The sequence below is a fragment of the Burkholderia sp. SJZ089 genome (genome assembly GCF_007828315.1).
Lineage (GTDB): Bacteria > Pseudomonadota > Gammaproteobacteria > Burkholderiales > Burkholderiaceae > Burkholderia > Burkholderia gladioli.
Genome location: NZ_VIUM01000028.1, coordinates 1 through 26,001, shown reverse-complemented (window position 1 = coordinate 26,001; position 26,001 = coordinate 1). Strand labels below are relative to the sequence as shown.

General features: G+C 57.2%; 12 protein-coding genes and 1 pseudogene. 2 read left to right on the top strand and 11 right to left on the bottom strand.

What is annotated here, in order from left to right:
- Positions 1-103: 103 nt before the first annotated feature.
- Complete coding sequence (locus FB600_RS33895; RefSeq protein WP_105820887.1) at positions 104-1,648, bottom strand: class I SAM-dependent methyltransferase; 1,545 nt, start codon at positions 1,646-1,648, stop codon at positions 104-106.
- A gap of 752 nt (positions 1,649-2,400) precedes the next feature.
- On the opposite strand from FB600_RS33895, the gene FB600_RS33885 reads away from it, so the two are divergent.
- The gene (locus FB600_RS33885; protein WP_080289794.1) at positions 2,401-2,601 is read left to right on the top strand and encodes a BPSL0761 family protein; all 201 of its coding nucleotides are present in this window, start codon (positions 2,401-2,403) and stop codon (positions 2,599-2,601) included.
- Positions 2,602-3,756: 1,155 nt separating this feature from the next.
- Here FB600_RS33885 and FB600_RS33880 read toward each other — a convergent pair.
- The 7 genes and pseudogenes from FB600_RS33880 to FB600_RS33845 form a co-directional block, all read right to left on the bottom strand.
- Entirely contained in the window at positions 3,757-7,695 is a 3,939-nt protein-coding gene (locus FB600_RS33880; protein ID WP_186467894.1) for an SIR2 family NAD-dependent protein deacylase, read from the bottom strand.
- A gap of 163 nt (positions 7,696-7,858) precedes the next feature.
- Positions 7,859-8,668: a hypothetical protein gene (locus tag FB600_RS33875; protein WP_145758059.1), complete on the bottom strand. Its 810-nt coding sequence runs from the start codon at positions 8,666-8,668 to the stop codon at positions 7,859-7,861.
- A gap of 164 nt (positions 8,669-8,832) precedes the next feature.
- A pseudogene (locus FB600_RS33870) lies at positions 8,833-9,281 on the bottom strand (IS3-like element IS407 family transposase); the annotation flags it as partial.
- A 795-nt stretch (positions 9,282-10,076) separates the two neighbouring features.
- Positions 10,077-11,159 (bottom strand): YcjF family protein, encoded by a 1,083-nt coding sequence (locus FB600_RS33860; protein WP_060091853.1) that lies wholly within the window; start codon positions 11,157-11,159, stop codon positions 10,077-10,079.
- A 106-nt stretch (positions 11,160-11,265) separates the two neighbouring features.
- Complete coding sequence (locus FB600_RS33855) at positions 11,266-11,481, bottom strand: hypothetical protein (protein ID WP_145758058.1); 216 nt, start codon at positions 11,479-11,481, stop codon at positions 11,266-11,268.
- 28 nt (positions 11,482-11,509) lie between these two features.
- Positions 11,510-13,117: a DUF2357 domain-containing protein gene (locus FB600_RS33850; RefSeq protein ID WP_081071049.1), complete on the bottom strand. Its 1,608-nt coding sequence runs from the start codon at positions 13,115-13,117 to the stop codon at positions 11,510-11,512.
- Positions 13,114-15,360, bottom strand: coding sequence for an McrB family protein (locus FB600_RS33845; RefSeq protein WP_145758057.1), 2,247 nt, complete (start codon positions 15,358-15,360; stop codon positions 13,114-13,116). The genes FB600_RS33850 and FB600_RS33845 overlap by 4 nt, the downstream gene beginning before the upstream one ends.
- A gap of 210 nt (positions 15,361-15,570) precedes the next feature.
- Here FB600_RS33845 and FB600_RS33840 point away from each other — a divergent pair, with 210 nt between their 5' ends.
- The gene (locus FB600_RS33840) at positions 15,571-15,849 is read left to right on the top strand and encodes a hypothetical protein (RefSeq protein WP_145758056.1); all 279 of its coding nucleotides are present in this window, start codon (positions 15,571-15,573) and stop codon (positions 15,847-15,849) included.
- A 440-nt stretch (positions 15,850-16,289) separates the two neighbouring features.
- Here the strand turns inward: FB600_RS33840 and FB600_RS33835 are convergent, their stop codons facing one another.
- From FB600_RS33835 to FB600_RS33825, 3 genes are all read right to left on the bottom strand, one after another.
- Positions 16,290-17,783 (bottom strand): reverse transcriptase domain-containing protein, encoded by a 1,494-nt coding sequence (locus tag FB600_RS33835; protein ID WP_186467893.1) that lies wholly within the window; start codon positions 17,781-17,783, stop codon positions 16,290-16,292.
- A gap of 628 nt (positions 17,784-18,411) precedes the next feature.
- Complete coding sequence (locus tag FB600_RS33830; RefSeq protein ID WP_145758054.1) at positions 18,412-24,666, bottom strand: DEAD/DEAH box helicase; 6,255 nt, start codon at positions 24,664-24,666, stop codon at positions 18,412-18,414.
- 8 nt (positions 24,667-24,674) lie between these two features.
- Positions 24,675-26,001: STY4851/ECs_5259 family protein (locus FB600_RS33825; protein WP_222432929.1), on the bottom strand; the 1,327-nt coding region annotated here is incomplete at its 5' end.

The following is a 26,001-nucleotide window of genomic DNA, read 5'->3' as shown; positions in this document are numbered from 1 at the left end:
CGGCAAGCCATTCGCTCGCTCGCGGTTCGCGCGGACCCGAGCAAGTGCAAGGAGTTCGCCATTACACAACGCCAGTCACTGGCGAGCGCTGGCGCTCCTCGCCTCAACCGATACCGAGCGCCTGCAACACTGGCAGATGAAGCTCGGCGAAGCGCCTGGCCTGTGCCACCCGTTCCGCCAACGAAACCGCCGTATCCCCGGGTGGCGCCGCGACATTCAGCACGCCTTCGGCGAAGTCGGCCCACTGCACCGGGTCCGGTTTGTCCTGCCTCCGCGCCAGCAGGAACAATTGTGCAACGCGCGGCATCAGTACCCCCGAGCCCGCCACCGGGCTCGCCAGGAATCCCACCTCGTCGCTCGTGCGCGCCGCTTCGCAGATCGCCACATTCAGACGCTCCGCACCTGCGCGAGCACGGTCGATCTGTTCGTCATCCTGCGCATTGAGCAGCGCTCCCGTGCCGATCAGCAGTGTGACGGCCTTGACGATCCGCTCGAGCGTGACGCCGCGTGTGCGAAGTGCCTGCTCGATATCGCCAAGCGCGGTGGGTCGATGCTCGGCCAGCAGGTCGAGGATCGGGCCGTACAGGGCTTCGGGCAAGGCCGCCTCGCCCAAGGTGCCGCGTACCTTCAGGATCACCGAGGCCCGTGGCAAGGCCAGGACCACGCGATGTGCGCGCAAGGCGGCATCGCGCGCCGCATCGTCGAGCCGGCGCGGCGCCTTGATCCAGTAGTCGCGCCGCAGCGACCGGTTGAGGCAGACATCGCGCACGGTCTCGCGCAAGCCGATGTCGGCGATCTGCGCCAGCATCGCGCGTTGCGCAGCGTCGAGATGGATCTCCTCCGCCCGGTCGCGGTAGTCGGCGGAGCCCGCGTAGGTCAGCCCGGCATCCGCCAGCGACGCATGGACCTCCTGGAACAACATCGCGCGCCAGTCACGATTGAAATACTCGTGCGCCAGATAGCGCGGGTCCGCCCGCGACAGGGCCTCGACGCGTTCGGCCAGCAGCGGGTTCACCACGGCGTAACCGGGCTGGGTCGCAAACACGCCGCGAACAAAATCGATCGCGGCCTTCACGCGCATGGCGATCGCCTGCTCGGTGGGCACGGCCTCACGGGCCTTGACCGCATCGGCCGCGGCGTTGAAATGGAAATGCCGGTACAGCAACTCGCGCACCGGCAGCATCGGTGTCCAACCCGGCTGCGTGTTGTAGCTGAGATAGAGCACACCGCCCGGTTTCAGCTTGCGAGCGATGAACTCGCCGATCAGAGCGCGATTCTCCTCGGAAACCCAGCTCCAGATGCCGTGCATGCCGATGAAATCGAAATCAGGCAGGTCGTCGCGCAGGCAGAACGTCGAAAAACTCTCGCCGGACAGGCTCGCCTGCGATCCGGCATGCTGCGCGAGCCGTTGCGCGAAACCGGCGTGGGCCGCGTTGAAGTCGGTGCCATGCCAGCGCGTGGTGGAGCCGGCCGCATGAATGTTGACGCTGACGCCGTAGCCGAATCCGAGCTCGCAGGCGGTCTCGACGGCAGGTACCGCGAAGCCCGCCTGCAATAACGGAAGCTTCAGCCGTAGCGGGTTCAGTTCGTCGCAATAGCCGAACGTGTAGGCCACCTCGTCCACGCTGCCCACATTCCAGTTGTTCATCTGTCGTTTTTCCAGGGGTTTGCGGTTACGGACGACGATGCCTCTTTCACGGCACGCGAGCCTTGAGACTAGCTGCCTGGAGCTGTCCATGAATCTTGCAGTATCTCTTTCAGCAAGCGATGCCCGTCCAGCCTCCCCTGCAGAGGATGCACAGACTCTGTGCCGTTAGTCGTAACGTGCCCGCGGAATAAAGCATAAGCTGTCCGCGAACAGCTTCTCTACCATCCGTCAGCCTCTCCGCAGTAAATCATAAGCTGTCCCATGGGTAGGAAATAAAGCATAAGCTGTCCTCTAAAATCACCGATAAAATACTCTATGTTTTCCACTCTGACGCAACAAAATTGCCACTAGCATGGAAGAACCGCTCGAGGAGCGGCCTCGGTGGGAAAGCTCGAACGCACGCTAAGAGCCCACCGGGAACAAGGAGATTGCCATGCCAATCTGGACACTCGCGTCCGTGACCGACGAACCCGAAGTCTCGCTAACGCGATGGAGAATTCTGGAGACCGAGGACGGTGCGCGACACTTTGTCGGTGCAGACGAGCGCGACCACACGGGGCGCGTCAGTTCCAGAATCGTCGCGTTCGACCGTCACACCTTACGCGGCAAGACTTGCTCAGGGCGCATTTACCAACTCATTGGAGCGGCCGGCTGGTCAAGAGACGCAGACTACGTGTGGCAACGGTGGTGTGAGCTGAACAGCGTGGCATCGCACTGCGACGTTACAAAGCAACTGCTTGTCGGAGCGGCGGATGACAACCCCATATGAGCGCTCGAAATCGGTCATCGAGACGCGCGAGTTTTTACAGATGCTTGCATCTGCCGGCGACATAGCCAACCGTAACCACGTGCAATTAGTCGCGGTACGGCTGCTTCGGCACTACCCGCTCGACATCGACCTTGAGATGTCTGCTGCTGCATTACCAGGCATTTGGGCTGTCCCAGAACGCTGACGAAGTGACGTGGCAGGAATCAATGACATCCTTCCGTTACGAGCCTACATCTAGCATGCCGTGGCACTCCGAAAGGGAGGTCAGTACGTGCACTACGAATTCCAGTTCACGCGGACCTATCAGTAATTCTCGCGTTTCAGCCATGTGCATCCTTTCCTGGCGCACGTCCGACAATGCACTATGGTGCCATCTGCCCCACTCCCCCCGTATTCATACGAACTCGAAATGACTTTGTGCACACCAAGCCGACAAAGCATTCTTCCAAATGCGCCACGTAGTTTATAAAACATAGTTTGTAGCGAAGATAGGCATCAAACCATATATTAACGCACATAATCTTCCCTCGGCTCAGAGGCAACTGACGTCAAACTTTGCAACTGTTGGAACATGCAACCCAGTTCGCAAGCAATGGCTACCGACAAGGCACGAGGCAACGCCAACCCAGACAGAAAGGCCCGCAGTCAGCACAGCCACTCCGCCGAGGATGGCAGCGTAGCCAATTGCCATGGCCCCCGCCCGCAGGCGAACTAATGCTGGGATTTCCGCATAGTGAAAGTCCCCAGGCGCGGTCGCCAACGCGAGCACCACGTGCGTCGGCGAATGTGGCAGGAATCGGGAAGCAAAGCTTCCCAATTCGAGGGTTTCAATCACGACACCACAAACGGTGCCATGTGAAAGCAATGAATGCAGGGCTTCAGGTACATGAACTCGCCAAATCCTATGAGGCTCCCCGTTGTTACGAAAATACACCGTCAGCTCGTACAATCCAGAGATTGGACATCCAGCGCCATCGTGAGCTAATTTCAGCTCAGCGGCACAGACTTTTAGGTACGTTCGGTTCATACTCAGGCCATCGGTAATGAATGCAACCGTATAGCTCCAGAGAGGCTTGCAAAAGCAGGCCGACCACAGCTCTGAGCATAAACCTCAGGGCAACCCCATTTATATCGGACGCCCGCAGCCTTCAGGTCTGGAAGAAATTCGCGAAACGCCCACCATGACAAAACGGTGTTTACGCTGACTCACACCATACTCCACAAATGCACCATCGTTCCCCATCGAAATTGCGACCTCCGGACGTGAGCTGGCGGGCGTCTTCGCCGTCCCCTATGCTGAGGCTACGCCCCCGCACAAGGGGGCAAACAAACACAAACATCAAGACTGGGCCGGTTGCAGCTGCTCAAATTCCTCAACGAATGGCTGACCGGAAATGCGGACATCGCGCAATGCATCTGTGCACACGAGAGTCATCGCTTGCTTCCAGGTTTCGCTTTCTCTGACGTGCGAAAACTGTCGGCCCAGTGCCGCCAAACAAACTGCAGCCGCCTGTCGCATTCTCGGACGACATTCGAATTCCACAATATCGTCGCCCGGTTCGCAGTCGGAGAAATGCAACATCAAACTCAGAAGCTCAGCAGCAAGTCGATGTGCCTGTTGTTGAAAATGTACAGCGGCTCCAAGCCGAAGGAGCTCTGCAATATGCTCGAGAGCGAGTGGCGTCTGCGGTCGTCTTCGCCACGCCAAGGCCTCAACTAGAAACGCGACGTAGCTTCGCGAACCGTTTGTTGGCAACGAAAGGCGCAGCAACCAAAACCCCGCAGCGTTGAATCCGAAACTGACTGCCTGCGCATCTTCTCCATGCCGAACGGCATTGGCCGTCAACTGAATGACGACGTCCTCGCGCTCCGGCCACCACGACAGTCCGGTGAACAGGAGGGGGACGAGAGTTTTTCCTAACCGCAACCCAGCGGACCACATCTCGGCAAGCCAACGAGATAAGTCCGATGCGTTTGCTCCGGTCTTAGACAGATTTGGGACGAGAATTCGATGTACAACGTGTGCTATGAGCGTCAATCGATTAACGACTATCTGTGCGCCAAACCGTTCGTTCGGTTTTCCTGCGTATTTGTCGGTCAAGGCTCGCCCCTCCGTTTCCCACCACGCCCTCAGCTTCGCCAGCATGGCCGAAGCGTCATTGGATGACCACGCGAATCGAACGAGTCGATTTCCGGTCAGAAGGATGTTTCCAAGAAGCGCTTCCGACGTACTTCCGATTGACTGCTGCGGTTTGCCGTCCAAGTCCTGAGCGTGTGTGACGAGGTTCGAAAATGGTTCGTCTATCAGCCATTTCCTGAATAGCGATTCAACGTCCACTCCTGGGACCGAAGGCCACACCAACACAGCGCCACGATAGAAGCCCGCGTAGCTCGGGAGAGCATCGTGTGGGATGTTCCTCCACACGAATTCGGCGAACGCTCGTTCCTGGTCCGCCGACATCGCGCCATTGCGCCAAAGCCAGTCTAATCGCTCCAAATGGAAGGCTTTCGCATCTTCATCTTCCGCTTCTGCCTGACGAGATTGGTCTAGGACAACATCGACCGCCTCGGCGCATCCCGGCTCTGCTGACACGCCACTCACTTCATAAGGAAGAGATTCAACGGCAGTCGGCCAATCGCGGAATCGCTTCAGTAGAGCCGAGTCAGGGTTTAGCTTGAGCAAGTCAAGACTACGTTTTCGCAGCACTACTGGCTCCAACAGTTGCACCACGCGCTTGAAAAAGATTGCGAATGCTCTATGCAAGCTCGTGTTCTCGCGAAGCGCTTCGTTAGCATGCCACCCCATCGCATGCTGGATGGCACTGTCGGCATCTGCACTACCTAACCTCAACAGCAACCTTGACGCTAGTTCCAAATAAAATCGAATTGAAGTCTCGGTTCGCCGGTCCCAGTCTCTCGACGAGCGATTCATGCACGCATTTACCCCTCGAATCGAAAGTTGGTACAGCTGCATCGCACGCTCCTCGCTCAAGCGTGCGACTTGTGCGCGCGTTAGCGGCTCCAGCGATGTATATACACTTCCGCCATTGGCGCGAGTGAGAATTCGGAGACACGCCGATATGGGAGATACGAACGATAGGATTCTGAAACTCGAGACGAGATGCCCGCCGGATAGCGATACGGGGCCCACAGCCGGCACATAGCCTACTTCCTCCGTCAGACGAACGTACGCTCTCGCGGCCAACACAGCGTCGCGGCCGAGCGGCACGCTCCATCGATTTTCAGCAACAACCCGCGAGTCGAATTTGACGGTTAGCTCCTCGAGTACTTTCGCCGTTCTTTCAATTTCGCAGGAGAGACGGTCCAGTTGCATATTGGGATGCTCAATATGGTCCCGCGCATTCTCGTCACGATAAATGGTCTCTTCGCTTTCTCGCCTTGTCGAATCGACTTCCTCTCGGAGAATCAAGTCGTGCAGCGTCACATCCGGTGTTAGGGTGTGTTGCTCCTTGCCTCGCTTCGGCGGTGGTCCCATCGCAGCTTTGCCTGCGGATTCTTGTTCTGCGGCATAGACAGCGGCCGACATTGCGTCTAATACACGCTCAGCCCAATGCTCTCGAGACACTAGGGGCAGCGTTTCTCCTTGTGCCTGTATAGCCTCTCGGATTTGATGTAGGCCATTCCGAACGATTTCTCGTCCGCGCCGAATTACACCGAGTTCTCCAAAAATTGCTCCGACTCGAATCCTCCAGTACAAGTCCGCACGTTTAGCGCTGACCTCGAGTTTCTTGAGGGACAGCATCGCCTGCTCGGGGTCCAGTCGCTCGATATAAAACAGGACCTCCTCGTAGAATGCTTGGCATTCCATCTCTGGATTCCTCGCGCGCGCAGGTAAGCTCTCAAGCTCGCATTGCCATTTTTTGAATTTTTCGATGTCACCGCGCTGTCTCGCGCTCCTCATTAAAGCTACCGTAAGATTGCCTCGAATAAATTCGACCTCGTCTCCCCAAGGCTCAAAATCTTTGTCCTCAACTCCGCCGACGCTTCCAGACGCGCTGTCGGCAGTCCGCTTCGCTTCTAGTGCTTGCTCAATGTCAGCAGCGCGCAGTTCGTCGACGTCTTCAAGGGCGACACTGAGTATCCATGTGACCTCGAACAAAAGAACAAGCCGGAATGTCGGCGACAATTCGCTTGCCAATTTACGGTAGCTCATCGTTGTGGTCGGTAAGCCGGACCATAGACTAATGCGTTCTCTGTTGCGTTCGGGGGCGACAAGCCAACCCGGATATTGTTCTCTATTCGACTTGGAGAATCGAGCCCACGCAAGCAACTCCTGGCTGCCGAAATTCATCCTTTTTGGCGTGGGAGGGTAGTCATACGGCCAAAGTGCCCGACGAGGGGCAACCGTTGGAGTCCAAAATTCAAAGAGCTTCTCAAACGCCTGAGCATAGTCTATCTGCCCTTCCTTCTTGCCAAGTTCTTCGATGGGTATCGGGAAGATGTTGCGCCGCTCAAGAATGAGCCGCTGCCCGTCCGGAACCGCACCGACGGTGATGAGGTAGATTGGTGGCGTCTGCGCGCCGAGTCGGTCTCTGACCCACCCGGTCCACTGAAGAAAGTTCGGGTCGTCTCCCGAGAATCCGATGAGACAGAATACGTTTTCCAGCATAGCCTGCTGAACGGTATTCATGAATGGAGCGAACCGACTCGGGTAGCACCGGTAGTCTTCCTCTGTCAGAATTAACGGGGAGCCGCTGCGCAGACTGCCGTGCAATTTGACGACACGCGGCCTCCCATTGCTCTTTGAAAAGGGCACTTCTTGGGCGGCAACCACTACTTGATATCGCTGCTTGATTTCCGGAATGAACTCGCCCCGGTCCTGGTCGAGCGCTCGCTCCAACAGCGTGTCATAGTTCGTCGTGTAGACGTCGGCCCACGGCAATGACAGAAGCTTGGTATGAAGTCGTCCCGGATTGATGACGCCCGCGTCCGGCAGCAGTTGATGGAGTCGTGCGTCCAGTTGCGCTCGCCCTCGCGCGACTGCGTATTCTTCCGCCAATCGAAGCATGCCGCTAATTCCACCAAATCGCTCGGCAGCCATACGTCTCGCGTCAACCGATGGATAGAGGTCTGCAAGGAGAGCATCCATCAGCAGGGACCACGTTGGCAGCCGGTTCCCGTGCTCCGCATTGCGGCTAAAGCCGGCTCCGACCATCACGGCTGCATGGCCGCTTTCCAAGGCTTCTCGAATCCGATAAAGATGAACCCCGTTGGGAATCTGTTCAACAACTTCTTGTATGGTCGAATCGTCTTTCATTCTCTTGCTCTTGGACATTGCATCGTAAGTCACGCCACCCCAGTGACCGGGTTCCCGCCTTCGCCTTTGAAGTACGCCGCTGCGGCGAGCTACATCTGTAGTGCTCCCTCAACGGCCGACGTCGATATTGAAATCGCTTTACTTCCGCCGGCGAAGCACCCGTTTAGAAGAAAGCCTGCGATGTAACCCATGCGACCGCCATGCCGGCAACCGCCGCACCCAAAATGAAACGAACCGCGAGTTGTCTGACCCGCTTGCGGCAGGACTTCGCCATCCCGATTCGTTCTTCCGTAAGCACACGACGGAGGCGCTCGACTTCCTCATCGGCGAGTCGTGCGCGCTCCTCAGCCTTTTTACATGCGAGATTGCGCTCTCGCACATATTCCGCAACGTCCTGTTCCACGATGTTACTGCTCCACTTTTCACGAGGAACGAGGGCACTCGTCATCATGTCCCGCGACTTCCCTGCCGCTCGGGTCGTGGGGTCGTTATAGTCAAATACGATGCCGAATTGCTCGTAAAATATATTGCGCCGCTCCTTGTTGTCACCGACAGCCTGAACCGAAAGGAGCGTGATGGTATTGACCATGGTGTCAGTTGAGAACTGCTTGGCCCAAGAGACGATGACATTCATCAGGTAGGTACCTATACCGTTACCTTCGAGACCCGGTAGCGTCAAGTCGACCGCGCCGTTATAGAGCGTGTGTGACGTCAGTGAAACCGTCTTCATCCCCGAGTCGTAGGAAGCGTGGAATGTCCCTTTGCGCACATGAGGGCTGAGGTGGCATCCACCTACCAAAATATACCTTAGCGTTAGCTTCCGGTCCTGCGAACCACCTCTCCCATCGAATGGGTCCTCTTCGCGACGCTCGACAAGTAGCTCCGCCAGAACTTCGGCGTTCTGGCTATCCCTCGGACGAACAATAAGGACCACTGCTGGGGCGGTCAACAATCTGGGAATGACTACGGTCATGCAACTCCTTGTAAGCCGGCTTTGACAGTTGGTCGCATTGCTCTGAGACGAGCAAAGGTGTCCGTTGATAACGACGGTCTCGGCAAGCAGCGCCCATCACGACTCACAAGCGAATGCGAAATCGTACGTTGGCTCGCTTGAAGCCGTTTCAGCGTGAAGGGCTAGCCGAATCGACGACGTTCGTGTGCCAACTCCACCAGACGCGCCGCTAGCACCTCATTCTCGTGGTCTGGCTTCGCGTCGTAATGCAGCACGCTGCGAGAAAGCCCGACAAGCCGGCAGGCGCGGCGCTCGGAGATGTTGACCTTCTCCCGAATCGCCGATACTGCTTCGCGTTTGGCTTGCGGGCTCAGGGCTTTCCCTTGACGACGACCTTCAACGCTTCCATATCGAGCATTGCTTCGGCCAGCAGCTTCTTCAGCCGGGCATTCTCCACCTCGAGGTCCTTGAGCCGGCGGGCTTCCGAGACTTCCATGCCACCGAACTTCGCACGCCAAGTGTAGAACGGCGCATCACTGAACCCGTGCTTCCTGCACAGTTCCTTGACCGGCATGCCGGCCTCGGCTTCCTTCAGAAACCCGATGATTTGCTGTTCCGTAAAGCGCTTCTTCATGTTCGTCTTCTTCTCCGAAAACGAACTTTACTAGACTCCGGCTGGCCCTGTTTGCAGGGGGCAGGTCAGACGTGCCCGAAGGATTTCCCCGCAAGTCAACGCCTGCAGTCCTTTCTGGCACCCAACCGAAGGTGTGCGCCAGGTTGTCACATGGCATCTATGTTGCGGACAAACGGCCGACGAGCGCCACGAACGCTGGCTCACCTGCGAAGACCTCGCAAGACAGTTGAATTCCGTGGCGAGGAAAGACGCGCAGTTGCATCCACGGCACTCACAGCAAGAGACGCTCGAGCGCGTCCGGGTGTCGGTTGCTCGCAAGGCGTGGGCATCACCCGGCGAACTCGCATGGCTCATGCGACGTTTGCAGGCGCTGCTCGGCTGGTGAGACCGGAATTTCTGGATTGGCTGGAAACGGTCCCCTTGTTGCCGCCCAACCTGAGAAGAATATCGAAACCATGTCTCCTGTATCGCCCAAGACGGATTCCGGTTCGAGCCCGCCGGCACTCGACCTTCGGGCGCTCCGACAATTGGTCCGAATGCAACGAGCTACGTGCGTAGCTTAGCCTGCTCGACGCCACCGACGCCATGAACGTCGATGCACTCATCTTGGGACAGCTCGAAGAAGGGCCGGCTGTCGATACCGGCGCGCTGCTCACTGTGCTGACAGGACTCAGGGCGAGCGTGCCGCGCGGCTAGAACAGCGCCGCGCGAGAGCAGGAAATCGCCCCTCCCGGTCATCACACGTTCTGCCGGTATCGCACGCGTGCAGGCGCTGGCCGATTTCGGGTTGCCTGGCTATTGGGACCTTTTGAGACGATTTACGAACGCGTCTGCCACTTCCTTCGCCGTGAGGTCCTCGATGGACCGTTTTTCCAGCAGGGTGCACAGCGCGTAGATATACGCCTCGCCAAATGCGGTGGTGAGCGCTGCCGCCGTGGTCCCCGAAATGGCGCCTCCGACCACGCTGCCTACGCCGGGTATCAGCTTCAGCAGAGCCCCCACGGCGGCCCGGCCCGCGAGAGTGCCACCAATGGCGCTCATGGAAGAGCCCACTAGGGTGCCGATGAAACCCTCGCTCAGGTTCAGTCCGAAGATGGCAGAAATCGTGGCAATCATCGTGACCTGAACCGGCACGATACCAATCGCATCGGAAAATGGAATGGGGATGGCGCCAATGCCAGCGGCCGATAGTGCGGCCGCTCCCACTGCAAGGTGACTTCGTTCGGTCTTTTTCGACAAATCGACCTTCTGGGCCGCCACAAACGCGTTTGCTTGACCCTCAGGAAAAAGCTGAGAGGTGACCTCCACCAGTTCCTTGAGACCCACGGGTGGCAGCTCATGGCCCTCATCAAGCGTCTCCCGGATTGCCCTGACCCTCACGACCTGCTTGCTCGCAGGCAGCAGCCGCTCCACTTCCTTGTCAAAGCCGTTATTCGACCGCGCCTTGGTAATGACAGCGACCGTGGGGATACGGTACCGGGCCAACAGTTCCAGCAGGTCTGCCTCGGCCTGCTCGACACGTCGCGAGTCCTCGGCAATGCAAATCCAAGCGACATGCACATGCCGCCTGGCGTCGTCCGAGCCGTTGCGTTCGCGAATCGCTTCTTCCAGTTGCTTCTTCGTGTTTTCATAGTCGGCCACCTCGATTCCCTTCGTATCGATGATGGTCAGGGGGATGCCGGCCTTGGTGTATTCGCGGGTATTTTGCGTGACCGGTTGGCCAATGCCCGTCTTCGCCAAGTTCCCCTGGAACACGGCGTTGACCAGCGTGCTTTTTCCGACGCCGGTCTTGCCTGCTATCAGCACGTTGGCATGACCTACCTTCGCTTTCGCGGTTTTCAACGCATCTTCGATAATTTTCTGGAAGTCTTGTGTCATTTACACCTCGGGTTCCCGCCTGTCACACGTTCCTCGTGACATTGCCGTTATCTGTATCGGATTGACATGCCGTCCATACGGGTTATCGGTCGAGGCCGCGAATTCTTTAACGCATGCTCTCGCAGTCGCCGTCTGAGCAGATGACCGCGCTCAAACTCGTCAGTTGCCAAGTCTCTTGCCCTCCGTACTCGCCTTTAACGACTTTTGCTCCACTCCAGCCCAACTCAAAGGGAATTGGCGGCAGAGGATTGACCGGCACAAAATAATCAATGGACTGGTCAGTGTGAACATCGCCCCCGGCATAGCCATCCGCTTCGCGCATCGCTTCTGCTTCACGGTCATTCGGTTCCTTATTTCACCGTTTCCTCTTTTGACTCGATGGTGATGGTGAAAGGCCGCTCAACAGCCTGCAACCATTCGGTGATTGCTTGGACGCATCTGCTCACGCCTTCACCGCCAACTGAAAACTCGCTTATCGTGCCAACGCCGTATTTCTGCCAGGTCTCGCGATAGGTCAAGCTTGCTACACCGGCGTCCGCGGGCAAAAGCAACAAGCAATAATCCGGGCGGCGCCCGCCTAGATATAGGGCGTCGTGGTAAATGTGCGCCGACGCCATCGCATCTAGGACATTTGCTCTTCCACTACGATACTTCGAGTCGAAGATGAAAGTTTGCGGTCCACTCTCATCAATCACGACGACAGTGATATCCGGGCGACGCTCACGCGACAAACTCCATCCGGACTTCTTACTTTCAAGTCCAACGGATGGGAAAGTCGCCTGAAACAAGAGTTCGACTCGCCGTCCATCGGGCAAAGTCGCGTGCATTGCCACGTCAGCATTGGCATACACCGATTGTCCTATAGAAAATCGGGTACCAAGCGCCTGTGTCAGCGAATCGACGATTTCGACATAACACCAAGTCTCGTACACCCCCCAAGACGGACCAACATGTAGAAATTCATGCGATGCGTCCTGCCGCGTCCCGACGCGAAGTGTATCTGTACCCGTACGATACGCTCGAGCGTAGAGTGGATTGGCCGATATCTGCGTCAGTCCAGCAGACGTGGTTTCAGCCTTGCTTACACCCTTGAACGGATAGACGGAAAAAAGCCGTCGCGCCTCGGATTCGAGCGTGCGCAATATGCCTAACCTGCGGTTGCGCCTGGCGATGGCATCCGACTTGGACAATTCTCCATCGTCCGACTCAACCCAGGCCTTAAGCTCAAGCAGCGACTGGCGGAAGCGATTGAGAAGCGCACACAGTGCCCGATTCGCAGGTGTATCTACTGTCACAGTGGGAACTTGGACCTGCACCTGGATTGTTTCGACGGACTCACCTTCGGATACTTGCCCTGCCGCAAGCGCAATGATGCGCCGGTCCCTCATTGCTTGCGTGGGCAACCGCTTGACTCGGGCCAACGGCAGCGCGTTTGTGACTGGTTTCAGGTTCGCATGCGGAGTCCGCACAATCGCAGCGACACATTCCAGAAAGCTAGACCCGTGCTTTCTCATGCGCTCCCAACGCACATGCATGTCGAACCGCCCACCTGTTCCGTTTCGCCCAAAGCTGAGACAAGACGAAGCATTTCCCAAGAGGAATTGCTCGTCGAATGCTCGAATCGCGGCAATCATCGAGCCGAACTGCTCATCGCTTACCTTGTGGGTAGCCGGAGAAACTTCTAGGAAAAACAAAGACTCGATGCCCGACGCACCAGTGGCTACGACTTCGACACGACCGGCGAAGAAGCCCGGAGACCAACTGAATTTCCCCGGAGACTCCTGAACCAGAGGAACGTCGTCAATGTAAAGGCTTCGGATTCCGGCATCCTCAATCGCGAGCTGGTACTGACTATCCTCCCGCAATCCGCGCAACAAGCCGCCGACCTGGACGCGCCCAAGCTCGCGAAGCAATCCATTTGCCTCGAGAACGACGAGATGGGGATTCTGAGCGCTCATCGCCAAAAGCGGGTTGAACCGGTTTCTGTGAGGTCCTGCATCATCGACGCAACCTTCACCTTGCAGCGCTTCAGGTCATGTTTGATACAGACATTCCGCACGCCCTCCATCGCCTTAAGGAACCGCGCCGAACTCTCCCCTCTGAGTTTCGGTAACACTTTCGCGTAGAGGACGTCGTCGAGCGCAACGTCTCCGGAAATCCCGAGACCCGCTGAAAATGCGAGGTAATTCACGACATCGTCAATCGTCCGCCAACCGAAATGCAGACGGATAGGTGCGAGCTCCGCCATCAGCTCCTGCAGGATGGTCTGCGCCTGCTGACGCAGTTCAACCTTGTCCAGAACAGACCATCCCGGGAACTTCGCAACATCGATATCCCAGAATTCCAACGTATATGCACGGTCGAGGACTTTGTCCGACAATCCATGGGTAGTTTCGTCCATGTTGACGGTACCAATAAGTGCCAGATTCGCAGGATACTTTATCTGATTGGGCACGCCGCAAGCCTCCTCGTCCATCGAATGAAGTTCAATGAGACCTAACGTCTCCATAGCCGACAAAATTGGGGCAAGGTATTGTTCTGGATGTGATAAGTTCATTTCGTCCAGAATCGCAACGTGAGGCGTAGTCGGGTTCTCCGCTGCCCGCAGAATGAGGTCAAGAAACGGCGTACCGATATAGGTATTCTGCTGAATCGGGTGGACGTAGCCAAGCAGCGGACTCGTATCGAACCACCCAGGTTGAATTGGGATAACCTTCACGGATTCCTGTCCAATCGGCTGCTCCCCACACAACGCATCCGCATAATTGACAGCGAGCTGCGTTTTCCCCGAACCAGAGAGGCCGGCCATGACAGCGAAATGTCGAACAGGATGAAACCACAGTCCTGCGTGTAACTGCTCAACAAGGCCATTGTCCCAACGCAATTTCCCTGCTGCCGAGTCCGCAAGGCGCAGCTTCAGCGTTGCCCACTCTGGCAGTACAAGTTTGCTATCAAGGTCGGTCTGGATTTCGACAACCGTCTCACCCACCTTGGGCAACTTGGGCGGTTCCCAGGTGATTAGTTCATCCCATCGGCGCCCCGTCTCCGTGAGCGAGTAACCAGTCGATGGCGCATATGAAATAACCTCGAGGCTGACCAGCCAACCCAACAATGCAGTCGGAGCAAATGCAGTGGTCCAGCCTGGATTGACTGTTTGCAGGAACGCGACCAGCTCCGCCTTCGACTTCGGAGCATGAGACAATTCTCGAATTGTGTAGTCGACACCAAGTACCTTAGTCAGGAGCTGGTCGGCGAGTTCTTGCGGGTCCTGAGATTCGAGCAGGTCAATACCTCGAGCGCTCAGTTGGTAGACCTCTCCGTTGCGACGACAAAGGTCGAATTCGCGCATCACAACATTGATAACAGTTCGAACACTGCTTTCAACAAGCGTGGGATTGGATTGTCGGATAACGTCACAAAACTCGTCGTAGGTGAGGCCGTCACCATCCAAAGCTGGAAGGTATCCAAGCAGCGTCTGGAAATATCCTTTGATTGCCGTCAGGCCCTTTCTGCGCAATGCAGGCGGGAGCGGCTCGAGTTTGTCGTCGCTGGCAGCGTGGCTCGGCGGAGGCACATTGGGCGACTCTTTATTTACTTCGTCGAAGAGTAACCATGGCAAGCACATCCGCCGGATGTTGTCCTTCAGGTCGACCGGTCGACTCCCAATCGCCTCGTCAATTCGGCGACGCAACTCAAAATGCATGTGGGCAAACGACTCCCCACGGGCTCCGCCTGTCTCTTTGTACAGGACACGCAGAGGCCCTCCTGCCGCAAGGGTAGTGAGACGATATGGATAAAGCGCACATAGTGCTCGATTCAGCTTGAGCATTGGCCGTCGTCCGCACAGCTTCACCAGTCGTGAAGCTGCCTCCTCATGAAATTCGTCTAGGCGAATTTCGGCCAGGCTGTCATCCTCAGGGAGTGGCTTAGAAGCATTTTCCGCAAACCAGTCAACGAACTCTTCATTGTCGAGCGCCGGAGCCATAATGACATTGCCTGGCCCTGTCGCAGAAACGGTCGTGTCGTCAAAGAGCCGTTTCAAGAAATCCCGATTCTTGAGCCTTTCCTCACCCGCGCCACACGATTCGACGAGCAAGTTCTCAAGTCTCTGGTGCCATTCGAAAACCCATGCCGGCGGCGATGCCAGCAGCGATTGAACGCGCTGACGGAACAGTTCTTTATCTGAGAGCTTTCCTGCCATTACTATCCCCGATTCAAATCTATAAAATTGGCGTCTTTGCCCGCTGGTAAAAACTATGCAGTTTCGTCTAGTCAAAACTGTTTGTCGGAGAGTCTACCGTGCAGTCGCACTCAAAAGCGAGCTAGACCTCGTCGATAGCAGGTTCGACATGGTATCCAGCCAGACTTCGTAGCCGACTGCGGGGGGAGGCAACTCATTGTCGAAGCCATCGTGACGCACGCACCAGATAACAGCAAGCGGGCTCAGCTCGACCTCCTCGCGACTCCCGCACTCGAATTCGACTTGTCCGACGCCCCACGTGACATCTCGGTCGAAGCCATCACATACCGCGTCCATGTCTATTCAGGTACCATCGCGGGCGCAGAATACGTGTGCACCGATGCGCGATTGCACAACAAATATCTAAATGTTCAAGTTACAGTGCCCGGCACACGGGCGCCGATAGTGAAGAGCGACGTGAACATCACCGACAACGGGGTGCCGGATTGACTCAAGAGACCGCAAACATCACGCTCGTACGGGACATCGCTGAGGCCATAGAGCAGGAAATTGCGCTGGCCATCTCCACGAGACGTGGAAACCTAGCGCCTACGACAAAGAGCTCCCCGAGGTCGACTGAATAGTTGATATGAGGCGAGCGATATTCCCTGGCTGGTTGCCCATCGCTCTACCGATTGTTCCTGGCACCAGGCTGCATCAAAGCATAAGCCTTTCGCAAGCCGCCGCGCAATGTGGCATGCCATAGTTAAGCTGAAAGGAGAAAGCAAGCAGGATTGTTAATAACGCACCGTGTTTTGCCACCGATACACTGAGGTACCCTCCAGCTTTCGCCAGCTTCGGGCATTTCGCTCATGGCCACCCAACCGTCCATTCCACTCGGTAATGAAGATGCAGCCGGTGCATCCAGGGGCCAGGAGGTCACCGAGCTGCTAGGCGTCCAAGGCGTTGTTACCTCGGCTATCCTGGGCACCCGCAAGAGGCTCCGTCTTTAGCGACGCGGGATGGCGTTTATCGTCTTGCCGGTCAGTCGAAAGCAGACCTTCGACTGTAGCACCGCGACCATGCTCACCGGCGGCATTCCTTGCTGCACCGTTCGCTGACATTGCATTGGTCGATTCCATCCGTCGAGTCCCGGCACGCGACGACACCATTGATTTGAAGCCCGGGTCGAACTTGACGTCCTCAAGCAGCTGCACTCCGATGAGGCGTTGCCGGTCCGCTTGCGACAAGTCTTTCACCCGTCGCTTCCAGTGGTCGCGAAAAGCTACATATTCGCCGTTCAGTTCCGCGTCCAGATGGCGGAACACGCGCATGTCAGTGCAGAACGAGAAGGCGCCACCCCAGGCCCTCACCGTGTTCGAAACGCGCCATAGCGTATAGAGCAGCGTCGGGTCGTCCTTTGCGGAAAACGGTTCGCCCGAAACGGCTTTCAAGTGACGCTGGCTCGCGACGCCCGTCGCATAGAGCTTGCGCACCTTTTCGATGAGCGACGAGCGTGCTTTTTTCCCCGGTCGAATGGCATCTGTCGTGACATCACATCCAAGAAACGAAAAACCGCGAGACGTTTCTCCTTCTGCTGCCTTTTCGGTGCCAGTGCGCTGCGCCCCCCGCGCTGGCGGCTCATAAGCGTCAAGACCATATTGCGCCAGCTGCTCCTTCAGCATCTTGAGCGCCTTTCTGACCTGGCTTCTGTTCGGGCCGAAGATTATGACGTCATCGATGTAACGAACCGCCTCGAACGGCATCGTGTTGAGCATTTCGTCCATCTGGTGCATAAAGAGGTTGCACAGCAGCGGTGACAAACAAGAACCCTGAGCAACACCACGCTCAGCCAGCGGAAAGATGTCTCCATGCTGCTTCAGCTCGGCGAGATTGCTTAGTTCGACGGCTGTTGCGCTCACAAGGAGTCGATTGAATTCCGGGTCCCCCGTCTGGTCGGTGATTTGTGCCAGCAACTGTTCCCGGGGGACTTGAGTAAAAAAGTCCTTGATGTCAGTACGGACGTAATACGCGTGTTTAATGCCGGCGCGATAGGCTCGTTCAATCGCTTTCGCAACCCCTCCGTCAAGCACGCCGCCAAGGTTGTACGACATTCGGTGGATTGACCGTACAAGCGGTAACGCACTCAACACGTTCAGGATGGTTCTTTGAACGATTCTCGATTCAATCGGGGCGATGACGAGTGGGCGGCGAGTCGTTTTGCCTGGCTTCTTGATGGCGATACCACGCGCCGGCGCGAACGCGAAGCGATAATCGGCAAGTTGCCGGCGGATATCGGTCAGGTTTCGCTCGAGGTCCTGCTTGAACCTCTCAGCCTCGTCTCGAGTGTTTTCCGAGGTGGACGATGTAGCATTTGCCAGTACCGTCAGTGCCGCTCTTCGCAGGTTCCTTTTATTACAAACCTTTCTGTACAAAGCGCCCATGTTCCGCATGTTGTAGATGGGAACGGGGCCGCATTGGTTCGCTTGCCCCAAGCCCGAGAGGTCAGCTTCCTGCGGGCGGGCCCATTAAAGGGCTGACCCGTCCGGCGACAATGTTCTGCGCGCCGGCGCACCCATGCGAATTTGCGGTACCGGAGTCCGGCCCACTCAGCACGAGGCACAGGGATACAACACCAGCCGCGATGCGGCCGACCGCGCGCCAAACGCTGGCACGTTTTTGCTTTCGCCTTGGAACACCACCTTCGCCTCCAATTCTAGGGTTTTTGCCCGAGCCGGCAAGCGCCGCGAAGCGTCAAGGCCGCCCAAACCTGAAAACAAAGTCTACCGACCGTCCAATGCGACCTCAAAACGGCTGAAGCTACGGTCATCTGGTCGACTGCAGGGCTTGGGCTGCTTCCTGCGGGCGGGCCCATTAAAGGGCTGACCCGTCCGGCGACAATGTTCTGCGCGCCGGCGCACCCATGCGAATTTGCGGTACCGGAGTCCGGCCCACTCAGCACGAGGCACAAGGTTGCTGTACCCGATTATGGGGGCTACCGCCGTCTTTGCAAGTGCAACCAGCACAGAATTGCTCCCTGACCGCGAAATCCAACCTACGGTTCCGGCTACACTAGTCCGAGACAATAGACAGGAAGGTCGGCCATGTCCCACCATTGGTCATGTTGGTGATTTTGTACTGTTCCACCATGCTGTTGGCCTGCGCCTCAAGGCTCCCGCTAAAATCGAAATACAACTGGTCCCGATATGCCGCCTTCGGTTGCCAGTAGCCAACCCCCTGGTCCAAGATGAGTTTCGTCTTCCTGCCGGAAGCCCAAGACACGGAGATGACTCGGCTGTGTTGCAGGTCATAAGACTTCTCGACCATCCTGACTTGGGGTTCAACCGACACCATAGTTTGCAGCCACGCCTTGACCAGTTCCATCATGTCTTCCGAGCGCCCCCAGTCATGTTTGATGCTGTTGCTGACTTGGGTGGTGGGCTGAGGGCGCAGGGTTGCGATTTCCAGATGGCGCAGCCCACTATTCTTGAATAATGATAGGAATCCACCCGCTACCAACAGTGACCATGGTGATTTGAGATATCGGTCGCTGTAGCTCACTTCGGTTGCCCGGTCGTGTTCTATCAGGTTCGCAAGGGCAGGTACCTTTTCGCTGATTAGCTCGCGCAGTCGCGAGACCAACGACGACACCGGTCCATTGAGTTCAGTCACGACCTCGAGAACAGTTACACCTGACTCATCGGTATACCAGCCTGACAAATCAAGCGGGGTGAGGTCCAGAGGCTTGACCTGACTGGTGGACACCCAAATGCTGCTATCGCTCGTCCGTAGCCAGTCTTCCCCAGGAAGACCCGCCATCACGTCGTTGGTAAAGAGCGTCCGTGTGGTTTCGCCATTGCAAACCTGCGCGATGGCAGGAATGCCCAATGCATTCCGTGCAGTGTCGTACTCGCAAATATGCACACCGAGCCGGCCCAAGAAACTCAGACTGCGCCTGTTCTCCGATGAAAGAAGCGTTACCGATGGCACGACAATGTAAACTTCAAGCGAATCCTTCACTTTCCACGTCAGTATCCTGTCGCGGAACGATGGATGGTCAAGGTCCCACTCTCTGGGGTCGCCTTTCAACATCAACTGAATTTCCGTTGCACCTCTGTTAATACCTTCGCGGATGAAGCGCTCGGGACTAAACGAACAGTAGGTCGCGCCGGAGATGCTCTGAAACTCTCCCGGCAGCTCAAGGTGACGCAGGAATTCGTTGTCATCGAGCCATTGCTTTGCTGCACGCCGGTCAAGTTCCTCCTGTTCAACACGGCTGTCACGGCTCGCGAGGCACGCGGAACAGACATTCTCACACTCCCGCGGACAGTCCAGCTTGTTGGCCGCGCGCGTGAGCAGGTGTATCACCTGTGGCAATGCAGCCAAAACAAACCCCGCACCACCACTTACCTGATCGAAAAGCTGAACTACCGACCTAACTTTTCCGGTTGCCGTGTCTCTGTCGAGCCGAGTTCCGAAGCCCATTTCCGTGCTCGCGACACCAATTTCGTCCGCAATAGCGTCACGCAACGCCACCGCCAGCGTGGTCGCGATGATAATTTCTTGCTGTGAGTCGCCAAGCCACTCCCCGGTTGTTGGGCTCCGCAAGACAAGTTCGAGGACGTCCGTCGCAGTGTGATACCCGAGGTGGATATTGGCCTTTACTGCTGCGCCTGAGCAGGTCTTATCCCGCTGGCTGCCCGTTGCTCCGCCGACCGGGCGATGGAACTTATCCGGACGGAGGGACGGCGGAATTTCGCCGTCGTGCGTCATCGATTCCGCTCGACCGCACGCCAGACATACGGCATATCCGTTTTCATGCTCGCCGGACGAGTGGTAAAAGACGCTGCCATTGTGGCCAAAATGCAGGTAGCCGCAACGGCTGTCCGGTAGTGCGAGAAGTTCCCCATCGAGCTGGATTCGGGGAGGGGCCACCCTGACGAACTTCTGTGTACTGATGTCGTTGGTCGTCGACTCGTAAAAGTCCGTGACAAAGCCCGACGGTCGCAGGACCAGCTTCCGGTCAGTGACGTGAACGGGATGGTCGCATCGCGTACAGCGAATGCTGTCGCTGTTGGAGTACGCGTTTTCTGTGATACCGGCGGCCCCGCAATGGCCGCACCGCCACGCGATATCGAACTTCTGCGCCTCATGCCTGGCGCCGCCGGAGTGCCAATGTAGCCCGATGCCCGCAGAGCGATAGACCCGACCGTCAATCACGATTTGTGCGCCCGGTGCGTACTCACGAATCGCGATGTTCAATCCACGTGTGGGTTGCTCCTTGGACGTGAAGATGTTGTCTTCACGACTCTTTTCTTCGCGTTGGCGGCTACGCTCCTTGAAATCTTCAACGTTATAGGTATTCAGATTCACGACATCAGTCGGAAAGCCGTAACCGGGCAAAAAGGCTCGCGCGGCCAGGTCACGCAGCAGGTACTCATCCTCATGACGTTTGAGTTCAAAACCGAGCGCCTTCTTGTAAGGCTCGTCGACGGCGGAGGCCAGGAGCTCAACCAGCTTTTGATGCTCGGAACACCAGCGTGACTGGATTGGCAGCAGGGTCGTCACGGCATTGTCGATGATTGACGTCAGCGAGCGCGCTGCCAAGCTGGTTCCACGCGTAATATCCGCGATGCTGCCATCGAGGCCCTCGGGGTTGCTTTGCATCCAGTCGATGAAGCGCGTACAGGCGGACGTCTCGCCACCAAAGAACCAGTTCAACGTGAGTTTCGTTCGGTCCGTTCCGGCGTTGCCCATTGTTCGCAGGAATCGACCAAGCAGCGCAGAATTGACGTGCCGCTGTACGATTCGCTCCGAACTGAGCGTGATGCCGGGTGCCGGAATTGCAGTGATGAACGGCCACTTCGGTTCCCGAAACGCCCGCTGGTTGTGCGGGTCCGCCTTGCATAGCGTGTAGGAAATTGAGCGGGCTTCGTTTCGGCGGCCGGCTCGGCCGGCTCGCTGCAAGTAGTTGGCCGGATGCGGAGGGACATTGTTCATGACGACGGCCGAGATACCCCCTATGTCGACCCCCATTTCCATTGTGGTGGAACAGTTCAGCACGTTGATTTTGCCGCGCTTGAACATGTCCTCATAGGTTTCCAACCGGGTCGAGGATTGCTGCGCCGAATGTTCCGCAGTGCGATAGTAGAACCCGCCCTCGGCAGTCCGGTCACAAAGGTCAGTCCAGAGGTTTTGTGACCTCAATTGCTGGATTTGTGGATTTTCCGCAACGAGTCGGCGAACCTGTGACTGCGCAGCCTCGGCATCGCCGGCTGGGGATAGCAGCGAGAAGGTGGGGAGTTGCACCTTCCGGCAGCGGTAATCGCCTTCGCGAAAGCGGTCCGGCACGTATGGCGTCAGGGCGCGAAACGCCGTATCGAACATGCGGTGAGTGAGCGGACACACCCAGGCGATAGAGGGAAGCGAAAAGGTCAAGGTGTTGAGGTTGAGTGTGTAGCCCCCTTCAAACTGCTCGAGTATCGTTGCGCCTACCAGAGCCGTCCACGCCTGCTCAAGGAAGTGGTTAATGATGTCCTGGTCATCGGGGTGGCTCCGGTCGAGGTTACATCCCAGCTCAAGCAATTTAACGAGGCGATGAGCCCTGCCTTGCCTGAATTGTGGCCATTTCTTGAGCGTGGCGCTTTCCTCGGCCTCCCGCTTCGGCGGTATGAGGACCTTCGACGTGAATCGTGCCCCCATCCATCGCTGCATCGTGGGGTCGAGGCGGATGAACGTATTTTCGCGGACGTGAAAGTCGAGCGCTACCTTGAGAAAATCCTTCCAGTCTTGCAGAGTCAGGTTGGAGGAGGTGGTTTCACCCGGGAGGGGAGCCGCTTTGCGGTCAAACCATAATGCTGGCGCCGAAGCAATGCTATCGAGCCCACGATAGCTCACGCGAATCAGACCCAATGTCTCAGTGCTGTTCTGATTCTTGGGGCGCCGCGCATATTCTCGGGCAAGCAGCAGCCGCGCCATCGGTGCGGCGGCGTCGTGCCCGTCGAAGAGTTCAGGATTTGCGTACTTGTTGTAGTCCCGAATCGACAGCGCGATGTCTTTTGACGTTGCGAGTTCAGTGACCATGTCGGACCAAGACATTTCGCTGGTCCCACTTGTGGACACTCCGGACTTCGTTTCCTCTGCCGCCCGGAGCATCTGTGCGGCCATGTCGTTCATCCCCATACTCTGAAGGCGCTTCGCCTGTTCGATGAGCGCTTCGTAGCGGACGGTAGGAATATCTTTGGGTTTTGAATCGAGCTTTGCCTGGGCGTTACGCAGTATTTCAAAGACGAGTCCGCGTAGCCGAGAGCGCTCCGCTTCCTGCTGCATGCGCACTGCCATGCGGGCGGTCCCTTGACGGCTATCGGTAAACGTAATGAGCTTCCGGCCTCGCCCCGGAAGCTCTTCGGGCGATTTTCCTTCGCAATCTTCTGGCGTCGGGTCGGGGCAGAATTCGAGGACCGTGGGTACTGCGTTTGCAACATAGAACGGGGCGCCGAGATAGGCCTTGCGAAGCGGCCCATGTGAACCGGTGAAACTCGCTTCACACCTGCTGCAGCTCGCCAGCGATTCCGGTGCAACAACAAGTTCTCTAGTATCCGGTGACGCGAGGGCGCCTACATTGAGGGTTGATAGGTCGACCTGTAGCGGAAAATACGGTTCATGTTGGGTATCTGCCGCAGCGATGACGAACTTCTCGGCGGCCTGCCGCCGCGAAGGGCCGGATGACAGGTCGATATCCGGTTCGTCCTCGGCCGGGCTTTCGTAGCTGAGCGAGAACTCATCGCTTGCGTACGGACTGCGTTGCAGCAGTTGCCCCCCCCGGTCTTCAGCGAGCAAATGGGGGGTCTTGCATTCGTCACAGAAAGCAAGCTCGAAGACCGGCGCATGACAGTCACAGCGAGAGCGTTGCGTGACGTAGACATTGCCGAACGGCCATGCTTCAAGCCCAGTCGGTTTGGCGCTGCACCGGGCATCGATGCAGGCCCATAGGCCGTGCAGCATGCGCTGAAAGAGATGAATGCGCAGCTTGATAAACGGTGGCTCGTTGGCTGCGGGCCGTGTCCCGCTCATCAGGTCGAGCCACTCTAGCACCTCCCGTTGTCGTTCAGCCAAAGTCTTGCCTTGCAGCCTATTGTCGCCGATATCAACGAGTTCATTCAGGTCAAGCGGACGCCCTTTGCTGACAATGCCATGGCGAAGTGCGCTGGCCACCGGATGATTGGCGAGTACGGAAAAGCGGGCGGCCGAAACTTCCTGTTCGGCGTCAATTGAGCACGCCGCTTCATAGTTTCGCAGGTCCGGTGTTCCCATGCTACCGACGTCCGGTACCTTTCGTGAGCCTCCCACCACGACTACCTGCTCGGGGTGCACCCCGGCCAGACTTGCAAGATACTGTTGCAGTCGTTCATTTGCGTTGCTGTCGGCAATGGTGGCCGAAGTCGCAACAAATCGGATTTCTTCGGGATGCTTTCCGAAAGCCTGCACCACGCGTCGCAGAAGCAATGCTAGTTCGGCAGCCTGGGAGCCGACATAGGTGTGAGCTTCATCCAGGACTATCCAGCGTAGGGATTGGTGTTGCCGTGACAGCTCGAGAATGGGTGCATCCACCTGGCGAACCAACATGTACTCAAGCATGGTTGCGTTGGTCATGAGCACCGGCGTCGGCTGTCTGCGCAGTTCCTCCCGCGACAATACCTCGTTGGGCCTTTCGTGCTGCAGCTTGCGCACTTCGCTTGCGCTTTCCGCAGTTTTGCCGTTATACAAGCAGAAGCGGATGTCGGAGCCAAACGGCTTCGTCCAGGCGTGGAGCCGTTCGCGCTGTGAATTGATAAGCGCGTTGAGCGGGTAGAGGAAAAGCGCGTGTACGCCGACGAGTGGCTGCCCCATCTTTGCACGCTCACGGACCAGGTCCTCAAGTATGGGCACCATGAAGCATTCCGTCTTTCCGGAGCCCGTGCCACTCGTAACGACGGCGGATTTTGGAGTGGGCGCCAGAAGCGTTTCCCATGCTTTTAACTGATGCACGTAGGGATGCGAATTCGGTGCGAAGCGGTAGGGGCCGTCCGCGCTTTGGAGCGTATCGAGCAGACTTGCCGACAGCAGCTTGCCCCTTAGGTCATTCAGCGTTGTTTCCTCGGCTTCCTGCCATCCAAAGGTGTGCTCGAAAACAGGCGGAGCCAGAAAGCACCCGTCGGAGCCAAGCTCGCTGTTCATCTGCGTGCCAAGATGGCGTCGCAGATTCTCGTCGTTGATGCCGAGAACGCTCAACGTAGCTTCCCGGGTGCGACTCAGACTTTGTTCAATCAGGTTGGTAAAGTACTTCATTCGCTTCCTCAGACCGGTGCTGATGCAAGTAGATAGGAGACCATCATCCCGTGAACCGGGGTATACCAGCTGCTCCTGTCAAAGTCGGACACCATCTTGATGGCAAACTTCACATAGGAACGGCTCTCCCTGAGCTCTTCGATATGTGCAATCCCGGCAGTCACATACGCCATGAATATCGGCAGGAAGGTGACGGCATCAGTAAATTCGACCATCGACAGGTTGGTTATCTGTTTTGGAAGCGACTGCTTCCTTATCCATTCCTTGAGCGGAAAGCCCAGGTCAGTTGGCCAACGGTTGTTGCCCTCGTGCGTTTGGCGCAACTGTTGGTACCAGCCCGGCAGGATGACTTCGATAGGAAGCTTGGGCAGGCTGGTCGGGTCATGCGTCTCCAGATAGTTGCCAACCTCCTTGAACCCTGACACCACGGCCGGAAGCATGGCTTGGCGATTCTTCAGCAAGCTGCCCAGCAAGGCCTCTGGAACACCCTGTCGCATGAGCCATTCGCGAAACCGGGCATAGGCGATTGCCCAACTCGGCAGCGGGATGCATTCCCATATCACTGCAAGTTCGTCCCGAATGCGTTCGCAGAACACCTCGTCGAATTCAAGCCGGAATACAGCAATCGCGAGGGCCGACGGGTTGCGTGACAGCGCGAGCCAGGATTCGAATACGGAAAGGGGAAGATGACGGTAGTGCTGTCGAAGGTCTGCGAGATACTGCCAGCCGCTGTGTTCTAGGTCCGTTGCCATATCAGCAATCTGCCGGCTGATAACATCTGGCTGCCTTACGGGATGAAATACCCGCGCCGCAGTGTGCAGCGAACGGATTTCGGCTGGTACGACTGTGCTGGCCGATTGTTCAGGTACGTAGAGGACAGGTCGGAACTGCGTTGATGATTCGGGTCCCGGATAGATGAGCCACGGACCATCGCGACGCATCGTTGGTGGCATATGGAACCGACCAGTACCTGCTCCTTCGCTGGTCATTTCGGCGATTTCGACGCGAGCCTGTTTCGGGTCGGTGAGGAGCATCGCCTCAACGTTAGCCTCCGACTGCAGCGTGCCACCAGACGGGTTCGTCAGCCCGAACGTTTCCTTGTCATCCCATCGAACCGCACCGTTATAGCGCCGGACGTCGAAGCGCAGGAGCGGCTGATTCGTTTCCACAGTGACGCGCAGATAGGCATCCTGGTCGTCTACCGCGCCGAGCATCTGTAGCATGTCAGCCTGATAGCTAACAGGCCGTTGAAATACCTCGACCGATTCGTCACGATATAGCCACCCTGATCCCGAGACGCGAAGACCGCATGCGAGGCGCCGACAGCTACAACGA

Excerpts from the sequence above, each read along its gene's own strand:
- FB600_RS33850 (WP_081071049.1), bottom strand. The coding sequence starts at position 13,117 with ATGAGCGCTCAGAATCCCCATCTCGTCGTTCTCGAGGCAAATGGATTG.
- FB600_RS33830 (WP_145758054.1), bottom strand. The coding sequence starts at position 24,666 with ATGAAGTACTTTACCAACCTGATTGAACAAAGTCTGAGTCGCACCCGG.
- FB600_RS33835 (WP_186467893.1), bottom strand. The coding sequence starts at position 17,783 with ATGGGCGCTTTGTACAGAAAGGTTTGTAATAAAAGGAACCTGCGAAGA.
- FB600_RS33895 (WP_105820887.1), bottom strand. The coding sequence starts at position 1,648 with ATGAACAACTGGAATGTGGGCAGCGTGGACGAGGTGGCCTACACGTTC.
- FB600_RS33885 (WP_080289794.1), top strand. The coding sequence starts at position 2,401 with ATGACAACCCCATATGAGCGCTCGAAATCGGTCATCGAGACGCGCGAG.
- FB600_RS33855 (WP_145758058.1), bottom strand. The coding sequence starts at position 11,481 with ATGCGCGAAGCGGATGGCTATGCCGGGGGCGATGTTCACACTGACCAG.
- FB600_RS33880 (WP_186467894.1), bottom strand. The coding sequence starts at position 7,695 with ATGAAAGACGATTCGACCATACAAGAAGTTGTTGAACAGATTCCCAAC.
- FB600_RS33875 (WP_145758059.1), bottom strand. The coding sequence starts at position 8,668 with ATGACCGTAGTCATTCCCAGATTGTTGACCGCCCCAGCAGTGGTCCTT.
- FB600_RS33845 (WP_145758057.1), bottom strand. The coding sequence starts at position 15,360 with ATGGCAGGAAAGCTCTCAGATAAAGAACTGTTCCGTCAGCGCGTTCAA.
- FB600_RS33860 (WP_060091853.1), bottom strand. The coding sequence starts at position 11,159 with ATGACACAAGACTTCCAGAAAATTATCGAAGATGCGTTGAAAACCGCG.